This is a genomic window from Bradyrhizobium sp. (genome assembly GCF_004799445.1).
Lineage (GTDB): Bacteria > Pseudomonadota > Alphaproteobacteria > Rhizobiales > Xanthobacteraceae > Bradyrhizobium.
On record NZ_SSNA01000072.1, the window covers coordinates 14961 to 27251 of the forward strand.

The following is a 12291-nucleotide window of genomic DNA, read 5'->3' on the forward strand; positions in this document are numbered from 1 at the left end:
GCGAAACGCTCGGTTCCGTATTTAGAAACGGTTAAGTCCTCTCCGGCATATTGGGCCTTGAAGGGGCTAATCGGCACGGCGGTGGCCATGCACCTTCTGGATGTCACGTCCAACGGTTCTCGAATAGAACCAGTAAACTCGGAACGACGAGCGCGACCATGCAGACTCACAAGGGCTTTTCCCTCTTGAGTGGAGGACGCGCATTCAATGAAACGGGACGGATGGAAATCCCTTCTTCTTCTGGAATGGGATCGTTGGCTTCAGACTCAGCCTAAAGACCCACCAGCGCCAACTGCAAAAGAGACATTAAGGTTCTTTTGCGAGCTTCAGGATAGGCGGTCTCCTCTTTTGGATTTCCGACCAAGGCGGCGCGATAGGTGGCGATTCATCCATGAATTGCTGCTGAATGAGGGGCGCGTCTCCGATTGACGCCAACTGCGCATAGTCATCTCCATACATCAAAAATGCACACCATGCTCGATCAGCATAATTGTCACCAGCACCACCGAGAAGGCGAATACCCAGCCTGCGAGGTAGGCGTTGTACTGCGACGCTGATAAGATGATTTTCGCCTGCGCGACATCGCCACCTCCATCGTGCCCCCGAGAGTTGGTCGCGGCAAAGGCTGGCGGATTCGCGGCGACTTGTGCCCCAAAAAAGGCCGCAGCGGGGAAAAGCTGAGGCCAACGAGTAGGCGCCTTGCGCGATAATGCAAACGATTCGAAAGGTGCTGCTACTTAGTTCAAAGCAGTCGAATGTCCGCTCCGGGTCAAAAGCGCCGCTTCGCCCATCGACCGTTCACTTCCGATCCACCCCAACAAGCAGACATTCTCGGCGTGTGTCGGCATGTCTCAAGCGTGCCAAAATCGGAAGTCGCCTCTACATTCGGCAGACCCTCCCCGATTCGGCCAGAAATGTCGGACCAGGTGAGAATAGACGGGGTTATGCCGCAACGACCCGATTACGACCGGCATCTTTTGCCCGGTAAAGCGCAGCGTCGACCCGGGCCAGAATGTCCTCGGCGAAATCAGCCGGACGTAGGGAGCAAACCCCGGCCGACATGGTCAGATTTAGATCCCCGGAGATTGCGGTCCAGTCCACTTCCGAAATGATCGAGCGAAGCCGGTCGACTATCCGCACCGCCTGGTCACTCGCGGTATTGGGCAGGATCAGAAGAAATTCTTCGCCGCCGTAACGGCCCAACTTGTCGATAGCTCTGATATTGGCGAATACGCTGATTGCAAACGTACGCAGCGCCTCGTCGCCGGCCGGATGGCCGCACCGATCATTGATCATCTTGAAATAATCCAGATCGATGATGGCGACAGAGCAAGGGATATTGCTGCGCTGCGCGCGGGTCATTTCCTCATGCAGGGATTTCATGATGTAACGCCTGTTCAGCAGGCCGGTCAATTCATCCAGCTGCGCAAGTTCCTCGATCCGTCGATTGGCAGCCTTGAGCTCGACCGTGCGCCGATGGAGCGTTCTTCGCATCGAGTTTCCAAAAAGCCCGATATACGCACACTGTCCAAGCGTCGCGACGAACGAAAGCGCTCCGGCAAACCATTCAGGCGTCGTCTGCATCGGTAAGGCGATCGGGACTTTTAGGAAGAAGAATATCGTGACGACCCCGAAACCCGTAAACGCCCATAGGATGGCCGCTTCGCGGGAGGTCATTCGCAGCGCCGCAAACCCGAAAATCACAAAAACCACGGTGAGAAACAAAAACCCGATTTCGGGAGCCGCCAGCAAGAATGCAAGCTGCATCGTGATGTTTGTGACAGCCTGAAAGCTGGTCAGAAAATGGTCGTCGAACCTGTCGCCGAAATTCACTTCCGACAGCACGGCAAACAATGCCGTCAGACCGATGCCGCCGAGAAAAAACATCGAAGGGATGACGAATGAAACCTTTCCCGCATACGCGTAGATTAAGACAATGATATCGCCGACCGCGTAGCTCGCAGCCTGGAGCAGGAGCATCTGCCGGCGTTGCTTGAGACGCCGCTGAGCCTCGACCGCCGATATCGTTGACCTTGCATTCGCCGTGTAATCAATGGCGTCCGAGACTGTGCTGACCATAGCGCCGTCCAGCCTTTTCACGTCACAAGCGCCACGTTACGGAACGCCCTGACGAGCGATTGCTCCAGTTTTCCATCCATCCCGCACAGAATCTTGTAGGCGCTTTGGCCGGACATTGCCGGCCTGTACGCCCGCAACTCAACGAGCGCGGCGAAGATGTCGGCGATCGTGAGCAATCTTACGAGGTCGGAGATCTGCGGCGCCATCAGCCCGTCGGGGTAACCGGAACCGTCGAGATATTCGTGGTGGTGCCTTACCCCGTCAAGAACTTCCGGACTAACGCCTGTCAAATCCTTCAGCAGTTCATATCCGATCACCGGATGGCGTCTCATGATCTCCTCTTCACCTGGATCAAGGCGTCCTGGCTTGTCAAGAATCGACAAGGGAATACGCGCCTTCCCGATGTCATGGAGGGTTGCCGATATTCCAAGCCGCTTCACGTCCACACTGGCGAACCGCAAATCCAACGCGAAGCCGACCGCCACTCCTGTCACCAGCAAGCAATGCTGGAACGTTCCTTCATGATAGCGGCGAACGTCGTCCAGCCAGGCGCCAAGCCCGTTTTGCGCGATGCCGTTGATGATTTGTGTTGTGGCGTTATCGGCATCCGAAAGGTCGATCGGTTTGCCGTTCCGTATCGCCACAAACATGGACGCGAAGGCCGCCGCGCTAGCTGCGATCTCGGGTGAGGCAACGGCAGAGTCGGTTTGTGTTTCCTTCTCCGCGACTTCGATCTGCGCCAGTTTGAGTATGATTTCTCTTGGACGAGAAACCACGGCGGTCGCTCCGAGCGCAAATGCCTGCGCAACCATGTGGTGAAGGTGACTCTGAACGACAAACAGTTTTTCAGGAATACAGCTCAGGTCCCGCAAAACAAGCTTGATCTGCTCGACACGAGCCGCCTTACGCAGGTCGGCGTCAACCATTAGCACGCTGTTTGGATTGAAGTGCGTGTCACCACTTCCCAACAGCTGAGGAGCAACGTGATACTGCGGTTCCAGCATAGCGCGGATGGCCGGTATCTTCGTAGGTTCATCGGTGACGAAATGAACAAGCATTTCAAAAGCCAGGCGACTAAAAAAGCATGTCGCAATCTCAATGACTGACCATTGTAGGCGAACCGCCCTAACCAAGGGCTAAGCGCGCGGTACGTAGTTTAACTGAGAACAGCGCGGGTCAAAATGCTGACAAACATCGGAACCGATGGAAAACAAACCCAGAAACGAGATTTCTGGTCCAAGAGACGGCGCTTAAGCTCCTATACCGCCGACGTGCAGTGCGGCGCCAGCGGGTCCCGCTCGGATTCGTCGCTGGTGCTCTCCGCCGCGCAGTTGTTGACCGGCGAGAGCAGCCAGCTCAGGGCAGAGGTGAGCAAGTTCCTGAAATCAGTGCGCGCTACCTGAGAACACACGCCAATGATCTTCAAGGTCATGTCTGCGTTGGGTCAAAGTGAGACCTCAACTAGCGAATGATCGATGTCTGTTTGCCCTTCAACAGCAGACCTTGATCAGGGCAACGGCTTGGTCAGCTTCGTGCCAATTTCGGAAGTGGCCAGGGTCGCCGTGTGGTGGGTTGCTATGCCGCGACGTTCTTCTTCGTGACGACTGTGATGACCCAGCGCGCTGGTACACTAGACGCAACCTCCTTCACCGAGCGGATCAGTCCCGTGACCAACGAGCCCTCGATCGTCAACGTAGCTCTTTCGTTCCGATATTGGGCGTACCGGCAACGACGCGCCAGGATTTGATCAGTTGTTTCGAACGTTTTCATCCGTCACCGTTGGTCGCGGTACGCGATACGGCCCCGCGACGAACGTAGGATATCAGCGAAACGTTAACAAAAATGTGCCGCCATTGACATCGCCCTTGCGAAGCGCGGCCCCCGCTGCATATGCAGGATCGCCGCCACCGGCTCTTAAGCCGCGCGCGCAGTTTCTTGACCTTGCCTACCTCTAACTCGAATCGGTTGCTTTCGTCCGATAGCGACTGTGCTGGAGACAGCACCTGCCACGAGGCCGAGCCGGTTTCGCCGGCCCAGATCGACAATGCGATATCAAACCTGCTGCGGTGCCTTGCGCCGCCTGCTGCACGTTGCGGTCGCAGAGGTACGAATGGATAAAAAGCACCGTTGTGAGTGCACGCTTCACTTCCGGTCTACAGAAATTTCTCAGCAGAGATTTTCAGCGGCGGCAGCAGGCATTGCAAAGGGTGACGATCACGCCGCGCGAACGCTGTCCAGGAATTTCTCGACCTCGTCCCTCAGATGGATACTCACCTCGGACAGCGCCTGGGCCGATCTCAGCATCTGACCCGACGTCGTCTCGGTCTGTCCGGCACCGCGCGCGACGCGCTCGATGTTTTCGGCAACATCGAGGGTGCCGCCGGCGGCAGCCTGGACCCCCTGCGCGATGCTTTGGGTCGCGGTGCCCTGCTCCTCGACAGCCGAGGAAATCGAGGTAGTGATCTCGCTGATGCGCTCGATCGTCAGGCCGATGGCCTTGATCGCATCCACGGACTCGCCGGTGGCGCGCTGCATGTTGACGATGTGCGAGCTGATCTCGTCGGTGGCCTTTGCGGTCTGGCCCGCCAGGTTCTTGACCTCTTGAGCGACCACCGCAAAACCGCGGCCAGCTTCGCCGGCGCGGGCGGCCTCGATGGTGGCGTTGAGCGCGAGGAGATTGGTCTGTTCCGCAATGGACGTGATCAGCTTAACCATTTTGCCTTGAAACGTACTCTTCAACTACTGCATCCTCTCTGCGCACCACGTAATATGGTTCGCTTTCTGGTCGATAAGCATCAAACAGTACAGTATTCGGTTTGCTTATCTGCCGGAGCGCAAGCTTTTTGGTTTCCTGCCCCTTCGAATCGTTTGAATCAGCACTAACTAAATCAAGCGAAAGAGTTTCAATCAGAAAGTTCCGCAACAAAAGGAATGACGTGCTTTTTGGGGATTGTGGCTTGACAATGCTCTGGTGATCCTCGTCTGCAATGTATTCGATCTTATCGCCCGTATTATTGATGTATGGCACGACGGTGTCTTGTCCTCCAAAGACGGCCAATATCTTCAAGGCATTCTTGCAATCTAGGTGTCTCCAGTCCTCTCGGATTGCTTCCAAAAGATCCGACTCTTTCCGAAGTTGTTTTAGGTTGCGATGCTGAAAGGAGATTAGATCTCCCCACTTCGCTAATTGAGCGCCCTCCGTCGGCACCGCAAACAGGGCTAGGCCCTTTATTCGCAGCTTTAGCCGCTCTTTAAGTTCGTCAACTATATATTTCTGGGCAACAATCCCACCCATGCTGTGAGCGACAACGATCACATCGGAATAATTCGCAAAACGCGCACCGAGCTCGGTTCGCATAGCCCTACTTAGATCCTGAATTCGGATAGACTGTTTGGACCACGGGAACCGAACAGTGTTGGAAGGATACCGGTAAAATTCAAAATCGAACCTTCCCTTGAGAGCCAAATCACTCTGAAGAAGCGCCGGGAATTGGCCCCATGTTGTGCTATCAGCACCGAGCCCATGAATGAACAGCAAGAGAACTTTTTCGGGCATCCTGCTCTAGGCCGTTCCTGTCAAAATAATGCCACGTCATAACCGGCACCCCGGTGGAATCGAGGTGCAGCATGCTGTTTCTATCACAGGATGCGTCCGTGTTGCGCCCAGTTTCTTGGTTGTGTGCACTGCCACAATTGGCGTGCTCGCTGAGCATTCAATACGTGCCGGCGCGGATCGGATTGCTAACTCGGGTGCCTGACGCAGGCTAAAGAGCGAACGGATCAGCCAGTGGCTTTTTGTATTTAATTCCAACTTTTTGCGTATGAAGGAGTCCCACCGGTTCGCCCTTTCATCGCGCTATAGATTGGACCACCCCCACCCCCTAAGCGACGTTAGAGGTACGACCATTGGCGGCAGGTAAAGCAGCACGGTCGGCAGGTGATAATTGCCGTGCACGACCGGCAGCTTTTCGAATATCTCGCGCTTGAGTTAAGTCCAGCCTTCAATGGGGATCGACTAGTAACGATCGAGCTAGGTCGAAATTCCAACGGCATGACGACGGCCCCTTGGAGCCTTACAGCGTTCGAGCCCGACAAAGCGATCGTCGCCTGAGAGTCGAGTGGAACGCCGAAGGCAGGATTTAAACAGTCCTGCTGCCTCTCGCATGTCCGATAGGGATTCGAACCGTTTTGGCGGGCGCGTCTGGAAATGCTTTAGATGGTGAGCTTTCAGAACCGTACTAAATCGTCGTAGTACGAAGCTTTGGAGAAAAACCGCGTCTCCAAGCTTTGATCTCCGAAATCGGCGCATCTCTGGTACGGCGTCGATTGGGTAAAAGGCTCGTTTTAAAGACCGTTTTTGAAGCTTTAGTGGCATTTGAGACAGATAGGGAGGGCGGCAGTGGCGGAGGGAGAGGAACTGGGGTCGAACCTTCTCCACGTAGCCCAGAGTAGTCCAGGGGATCCAGGCGGGTCCGGTTCCCTGAAATTGGGACGGCGGTCGGAAATCCCCGGCCAGACCGGGAGATGGCTGTACGTGACGGTCCCACAGCCTGCCGCGCGGCCGGCTGGCCAGCCCAACCCGGTAACCCCGATGGAGTACGGCCGCGGGGGCCTCGACCGCATCAGCGAGCCTGGCACCGGGTTAGGCACCTGGATCAGGCCCGATAATAGCCGCCAGCTCAAAGACCTTTCGCCTGAGGTCCTCCACCTTCGGGGCCAAAAGCAAATCCTGCCGATCCGCCATCGACAGGATGGCATTTAGCACCTGGTCTGAATGCTGAACCAACACGACGAGGTGTCGGCCGCAGGGCGCGTATCGTCCTAAAATCCAATTTTTGACAGTGCGCTCACACGCACCTGTCCAGCCCGCAACCAACTTTGCGCGAGAGTTTCGATCCTTCAGCTCCGACTTCAATGCTGATGCAATTTTCATCGCGAACGCATGATCGTCAAGGCTGAAATCCGAACCTCCACCTCCGCCACGTTTTGGAAAGGACTTTCCCTTTTTAGGAAAGGACTTGCCCTTTTTTGGACGCGACATTCCACGCTCCTGTCCCATACGATCAGGCGGGTAACTCGGGACCGCCTTTGGGAGAGGCCGGCAGTATCGCCGTCGGAATTGGGTGCTGATTGACAAGGCAAATAAAAAGCATCGGAAAAAGCTCAAATCGAGCAGAAGGGCCTTCTCCAGCAGCCGCTTATGTTCGGATGTCGACCGATCACCAGAAATACTCCACCGAAAATCAACTCGACACGATCCGCCGGTATGCTGAGCAACGCGGCTACACGATTGTGCGGATCTTTGAAGATTCCGGTCGTAGCGGTTTAAGAATGGACGGCCGTGCGGGACTTAAATCCCTCATGCAGGAAGTGCAATCCGGCAGTGCCAACTTCCAAGCCATCTTGGTCTATGACGTGAGCCGTTGGGGGCGATTTCAGGACGCCGACGAAGGTGCATATCACGAGCACGTTTGCTCTCGGGCGGGGATCCGCGTTCACTATTGTGGCGAACAGTTTGACAATGACGGCAGCATGGGGTCGATCCTCCTCAAAAACGTCAAACGGGTCATGGCTGGCGAATACAGCCGCGAGCTTTCGGTCAAGGTATTTGCAGGGCAATGCCGTCTCATCGAGCACGGCTTTCGCCAGGGTGGCCCTGCCGGATTTGGCCTACGACGCCTCCTAATTGACGAGGGTCGGAACCCCAAGGGTGAGCTCGGACGTGGCGACCGAAAGAGCCTCCAGACCGACCGCGTCGTCCTTACCCCTGGTCCGCTGGAAGAAATCGAACACGTTCACAGCATCTATTCGATGTTCGTCGAGGAGGCCAAATCCGAGCGCGAAATTGCGTTAGAACTTAATCGACGTGGGATACTGAGCGATCTCGGCCGCCCCTGGACTCGTGCATCAATCCATCAAATTTTGACGAACGAAAAGTACATCGGCAACAACATATTCAATCGTGTCTCGTACAAATTGAAGCAGCGTCGTGTTGTCAATCGGCGCGACACCTGGGTTCGAGCCGATGGTGTCTTCCCTTCAATTGTAGATCGAGCTCTCTTTGAACGCGCCAGAGCCATCATCGACCAGCGCGGCAACCATTATTCCGACGAAGAGTTACTATCCCTGCTGCAGACCGTCCTTGAACAAGAGGGATCGTTGTCCGGTCTCATTATCGATGAGCGCGACGGCATGCCCTCATCAAGTTTATACCGACACCGCTTCGGCAGCCTTGTGAGGGCCTACAGCCTAATCGGCTACGAACCCGACCGCGATTACAGATATATCGAAATCAACCGGCACATACGCGAGGCCTTCCCTGGATTGTTGGCCGAGGTCGTAGCGGGTCTAGAAAGCGCGGGGGCAACCGTCGTGTGCGACCCTGTGAGCCACCTGCTTTCGATAAATGGCGAATTTACCGCATCCATCGTCCTGGCGCGGTCCTTTGAAACCCAGGCTGGTGCGCTTCGATGGCAAATTCGATTTGACACCGGCCTTGCGCCCGACGTCACGGTTGCCGTCCGGTTGGACCGCTCGAACGAGCGGCCTCTCGATTTTTATATCCTTCCGAGCATCGACATGAATGCCAGCCGGATACGGATGGCGGAAAACAATGCGCTTTCGCTGGATGCTTACCGATTCGAATCGCTCAGTTTTCTCTATTCAATGGCAGCCCAAACCTCATTCCGGGAGGCAGCATGAGCAAATCTAAAGCGAAAGGTCCGAAACGGGTAAAGACCATCCCAATCGACCAAATACGGTTTCTAAATCCTCGGGTGCGAAATCGCCGGAACTTTCAAGAGATCGTCCAAAGCATCGCCAACGTCGGGCTGAAGCGTCCAATCACAGTCAGCCCGCGAAAGAGCGATGCAGACTCGGCAAGCTATGACCTTGTATGTGGCCAAGGTCGAATCGAGGCCTTCATTCAGCTCGGTCAGACAGAGATCCCAGCCATTATCATTGAGGCCGAGGAGAGCGATTGCCTGGTTATGAGCCTGGTTGAAAACTGTGCAAGACGCCAGCACAAAGCTGTCGACCTGCTGCAAGACATCGCAACTCTGCGCGGCCGCGGCTATGGCGATCGCGAGATCGCAGCAAAAATCGGAGTTAGCAGCGATTATATTCGTATGATAAGCACGCTCCTTGAAAATGGTGAGGAGCGATTGGTTGCGGCAGTCGAAGCAGGCATTCTACCGCTCAACATGGCTATCGAGATCGCAAAGTCGAGCGACGAGGACGTTCAGCAAGCATTGGCGCAAGCCTATACGGAAAAGAAGTTGCGCGGAAAGAAGCTGGTTGCGGTCAGGCGACTGATTGAGCGTCGACGGCGCAGCGGCAAGCAGATGCACGACAGTAGGTTTGGTCGACAAGGCTCGAAGCGACCGCTCACCGGAGAATCGATCATACGCGTCTATCGACAAGAGGCGGATCGCCAAAAGCTGCTTGTGAAAAAAGCTGAGGTCACTCAAAGCCGTCTGCTCTTCATCGTCGAAGCGCTCCGCGAGCTCCGTGATGACGAGAATTTTGCGAATTTGCTAAAAGTGGAGAGTCTGGACTTAATGCCAGCGTTTCTCGAGCAGAGAATAGCTGCAGGGGCGACAGTATGAGTAATCGTTCGGATCCAGCCGCGCGGGATACGGTGGTTCAGGCGTTTGATTCAGACTGTATCGTGCTGCCCATCGAGTCGATCTTGCCCGTTAAAGCGATGGAGAAGACCGTTAAATCCAGCCACAAGTACCGCCAAATCGCAGCGTCTATTCGCGAGATCGGACTGGTCGAACCACCAGTCGTTATTCGAGATGCCCGGGATGCCAATTTGTACCTCTTGCTTGACGGCCATCTCCGGATCGAAGCGCTCCGAGACCTAGGTCAAGTTGAGGTCGAATGCTTGGTCTCCAGCGACGACGAGGCCTTTACCTACAACAAGCGTATTAGCCGATTGTCTCCGGTCCAGGAGCAACGAATGATCGCCAAAGCGATTGAAAGAAACGTCTCGAAAGAAAAGATCGCTAGGGCGCTAAATATTAACGTTCGGAGTTTGTCGCGTAAAGTCCAGCTGTTGGATGGGATCTGCTCTGAAGCGATTGGCTTGCTGAAGGACAAATTCTGCCCCATGGCAGTGTTTGACGTCCTTCGAAAAATGAGCCCTCTGCGTCAAGTCGAGGCGGCCGAACTTCTGATAAATGCGAACAATTTCTCGGTCAGCTATGCTTCCGCGATATTGGCGGGCACACCCCAGGCACAATTAGCCTCCGTCCAGACGCCGAAGCGATTGAAGGGCATGACGGCCGAAGCAATTGCCCGCATGGAGCGCGAACTGTCACGTTTGCAGGAAGCCATATCTTCTATCCAGGATTCGTATGGACAGGACCACCTCCACCTAACCGTGGTGAAAGGTTATCTTCGGAAGCTGATTACCAATGATCGCGTCGCGCGTTACCTTGCACAACATCAGCCGGAGCTATTGATCGAGTTTCAGAAGATCGCTGAGATGACGTCAACGCTTCCAAGCGAGGCGGCATAAGACCCTAGGGGACCCGGACCCAAAAGCGCGGGGACCGCAGGAGAAGCCGCACGCTGGGGCGGATCAATTGCGGCGATGGGGATGGCGGCGAACCCGTCTGGAGCCCATCAGGCCGGTCGAGTTTTCACCGGCCGAATAGATTGAGGTGGCGTGTCAGCGTGCGACGTCGGCGCACGCTGACACCAGCGGCTCGGTTTACTCGAAATCAGTCAGCGCTTATTTGCGTCACCTTTGGATCGGGTTGGCCTTCCCATCTGTATTCGAGGTGCGCACCGGTTCGAACGTTATTAACGAGAGCGGGCCGGAAGAAAACGACACAGTCATTCCCCGGATTGCGGACGCTGCGGTACCACAAACCATTCGATCCACTCTCCAAAAGCGTGGCGCCGAGCTGTTGGCCTGCGACGTAGCTGTTTGGGTCGTGGCAGGCGTCGAACTCTGGGCTCGCTCGAACGTCATGGAATTCGGTTTCGAAATCCGCGAGGTACTGACGCATCTGAACTGTGGTTTCAAGGATGCCGCTTTCGGCAATCTCTTTGGTCCTGTGAAATACGCTTTCTTTGATCGCGGTCTCAATTGAGAGGGCAGCGTACCAGGCACCGCGGTCGCTGCTGCTAAACCGACCGCCGGTCTCATTTGGATGACAGTACGCCGCCATGATCGCAGTCGCATTGGCGCGTCCCAATACCCATTCCCCTGCTTGAAGAATACTGAGCACGCCAAGCTCCGCCGATATTCGATCGTTGGTCCAGCCTTCGAGCTCCGCAACCGCCTCAAAATCTTCGAGCGCCGCGATAAGATCGAGAATCCCGGTTGGCGGATAGCGGCTTGGGATGAGGCGATGCGTATCCTTTAGGCGCGCCGCGACAATCGGCGGGCTCAATTCCAGCCACCTCGCCGTGCATCGAGAAGCCGCCGAACCCGATAAAGACCGTCCATCCCGCCTTCTGTCGTCATCCATTCGATCGGCGGGCGACCGCCAAATATCGGATTGGAATTCGGCAGCCTCATCCACCGGTCAGCGAAGTCGGGATAAAGAATATGAAGTGCTTTGAACATGCCGATCAGCAGCGAGATACGGGTGAGGACGTCGTAGGAGAGTGTTCCGACATTGCCGTTGCGATAGTTATGATAGGTCGATTCGCTCGGCCAACCCAGCAGTGCCCGGCGCTCCCCGACGGACAACTTCCAACGGTCGGCAAGATTGAAGAAGGTGCGCATTGCCGGCCCCGACATCCGCTTGCGGACCTCGGGGTCAGAACGCCGATCCAAAGCGATCGGCTCGGCGGCGGTAAGGACCTTTTCCGGGATGGTCATGTCTAACTCCAGATATGGAGTATATACTGCATATCTGGAGATAACTCAAGGGTGGCGAAGTGGATCCCACTGAATCAGCAAGTTTTTTGGGGTTTTTGGTCCAATAAGATGACTAACGAAGTGCAGGCTAGGTCCCGCCAAAGGCGTAACATCCCCAAATCACGCCCAAAATCCGCTTGAGCAGCGTTATGACAGCTACCGACCATGATCTCGCGGCAATGGTTCAAACTCTCGAACAATCGGGAGAGTATCGGGTCCTCCGACGACTGCCCTTTCGACAGCATTTTTCGACGCCGACAGAGCTCACCAAAGTCGGAATTTTATTCGACGTGGAAACAACCGGATTAGATACCGCCTCGGACGAGGTGGTT

General features: G+C 55.5%; 10 protein-coding genes and 2 pseudogenes. 5 read left to right on the plus strand and 7 right to left on the minus strand.

What is annotated here, in order from left to right; translation table 11 throughout:
• Positions 1 to 942 precede the first annotated feature (942 nt).
• Together E8A46_RS09970 and E8A46_RS09975 are read right to left on the minus strand one after the other, a co-directional pair.
• Complete coding sequence (locus E8A46_RS09970) at positions 943 to 2079, minus strand: GGDEF domain-containing protein (RefSeq protein ID WP_291559998.1); 1137 nt, start codon at positions 2077 to 2079, stop codon at positions 943 to 945.
• A 17-nt stretch (positions 2080 to 2096) separates the two neighbouring features.
• On the minus strand, positions 2097 to 3137 hold the full coding sequence (locus tag E8A46_RS09975; RefSeq protein WP_291560000.1) for an HD domain-containing phosphohydrolase: 1041 nt from the start codon (positions 3135 to 3137) through the stop codon (positions 2097 to 2099).
• A 123-nt stretch (positions 3138 to 3260) separates the two neighbouring features.
• Between E8A46_RS09975 and E8A46_RS09980 the strand changes: the two genes are divergently transcribed.
• On the plus strand, positions 3261 to 3482 hold the full coding sequence (locus E8A46_RS09980) for a hypothetical protein (protein WP_291560002.1): 222 nt from the start codon (positions 3261 to 3263) through the stop codon (positions 3480 to 3482).
• 811 nt (positions 3483 to 4293) lie between these two features.
• Here the strand turns inward: E8A46_RS09980 and E8A46_RS09985 are convergent.
• The 3 genes and pseudogenes from E8A46_RS09985 to E8A46_RS09995 form a co-directional block, all read right to left on the minus strand.
• Positions 4294 to 4794, minus strand: a pseudogene (locus tag E8A46_RS09985) (methyl-accepting chemotaxis protein); the annotation flags it as partial.
• Positions 4787 to 5635, minus strand: a complete 849-nt coding sequence (locus E8A46_RS09990; RefSeq protein WP_291560004.1) for an alpha/beta hydrolase — start codon at positions 5633 to 5635, stop codon at positions 4787 to 4789. The pseudogene E8A46_RS09985 and the gene E8A46_RS09990, both read right to left, overlap by 8 nt.
• A gap of 1086 nt (positions 5636 to 6721) precedes the next feature.
• Positions 6722 to 7120: a hypothetical protein gene (locus E8A46_RS09995; RefSeq protein WP_291560007.1), complete on the minus strand. Its 399-nt coding sequence runs from the start codon at positions 7118 to 7120 to the stop codon at positions 6722 to 6724.
• Between the two features lie 89 nt (positions 7121 to 7209).
• On the opposite strand from E8A46_RS09995, the gene E8A46_RS10000 reads away from it, so the two are divergent.
• The 3 genes from E8A46_RS10000 to E8A46_RS10010 are packed head-to-tail and all read left to right on the plus strand — an operon-like array spanning position 7210 to position 10603.
• A complete protein-coding gene (locus tag E8A46_RS10000; RefSeq protein ID WP_363251458.1) occupies positions 7210 to 8781 on the plus strand; it encodes a recombinase family protein in 1572 nt (523 codons plus the stop codon).
• Positions 8778 to 9686 carry a plasmid partitioning protein RepB C-terminal domain-containing protein gene (locus E8A46_RS10005; protein WP_291560009.1) on the plus strand — a complete coding sequence of 303 codons (909 nt, stop codon included), beginning with the start codon at positions 8778 to 8780 and terminating at the stop codon, positions 9684 to 9686. The genes E8A46_RS10000 and E8A46_RS10005 overlap by 4 nt, the downstream gene beginning before the upstream one ends.
• Positions 9683 to 10603: a plasmid partitioning protein RepB C-terminal domain-containing protein gene (locus E8A46_RS10010; protein ID WP_291560012.1), complete on the plus strand. Its 921-nt coding sequence runs from the start codon at positions 9683 to 9685 to the stop codon at positions 10601 to 10603. Before E8A46_RS10005 ends, E8A46_RS10010 begins: the two co-directional genes overlap by 4 nt.
• A 205-nt stretch (positions 10604 to 10808) precedes the next feature.
• On the opposite strand, the gene E8A46_RS10015 is transcribed toward E8A46_RS10010, so the two are convergent.
• Positions 10809 to 11486 (minus strand): RES family NAD+ phosphorylase, encoded by a 678-nt coding sequence (locus E8A46_RS10015; protein WP_291560014.1) that lies wholly within the window; start codon positions 11484 to 11486, stop codon positions 10809 to 10811.
• Positions 11483 to 11920 carry an MbcA/ParS/Xre antitoxin family protein gene (locus E8A46_RS10020; RefSeq protein ID WP_291560016.1) on the minus strand — a complete coding sequence of 146 codons (438 nt, stop codon included), beginning with the start codon at positions 11918 to 11920 and terminating at the stop codon, positions 11483 to 11485. Before E8A46_RS10020 ends, E8A46_RS10015 begins: the two co-directional genes overlap by 4 nt.
• Before the next feature lie 188 nt (positions 11921 to 12108).
• Between E8A46_RS10020 and E8A46_RS10025 the strand changes: the two are divergent.
• Positions 12109 to 12291: pseudogene (locus tag E8A46_RS10025) on the plus strand (3'-5' exonuclease); the annotation flags it as partial.

What these genes read in the sequence shown, in the direction of transcription:
- E8A46_RS09990 (WP_291560004.1), bottom strand. Translation starts at nt 5,635, where the DNA reads ATGCCCGAAAAAGTTCTCTTGCTGTTCATTCATGGGCTCGGTGCTGAT.
- E8A46_RS10005 (WP_291560009.1), top strand. Translation starts at nt 8,778, where the DNA reads ATGAGCAAATCTAAAGCGAAAGGTCCGAAACGGGTAAAGACCATCCCA.
- E8A46_RS10010 (WP_291560012.1), top strand. Translation starts at nt 9,683, where the DNA reads ATGAGTAATCGTTCGGATCCAGCCGCGCGGGATACGGTGGTTCAGGCG.
- E8A46_RS10020 (WP_291560016.1), bottom strand. Translation starts at nt 11,920, where the DNA reads ATGACCATCCCGGAAAAGGTCCTTACCGCCGCCGAGCCGATCGCTTTG.
- E8A46_RS09980 (WP_291560002.1), top strand. Translation starts at nt 3,261, where the DNA reads ATGCTGACAAACATCGGAACCGATGGAAAACAAACCCAGAAACGAGAT.
- E8A46_RS09995 (WP_291560007.1), bottom strand. Translation starts at nt 7,120, where the DNA reads ATGTCGCGTCCAAAAAAGGGCAAGTCCTTTCCTAAAAAGGGAAAGTCC.
- E8A46_RS09975 (WP_291560000.1), bottom strand. Translation starts at nt 3,137, where the DNA reads ATGCTTGTTCATTTCGTCACCGATGAACCTACGAAGATACCGGCCATC.
- E8A46_RS09970 (WP_291559998.1), bottom strand. Translation starts at nt 2,079, where the DNA reads ATGGTCAGCACAGTCTCGGACGCCATTGATTACACGGCGAATGCAAGG.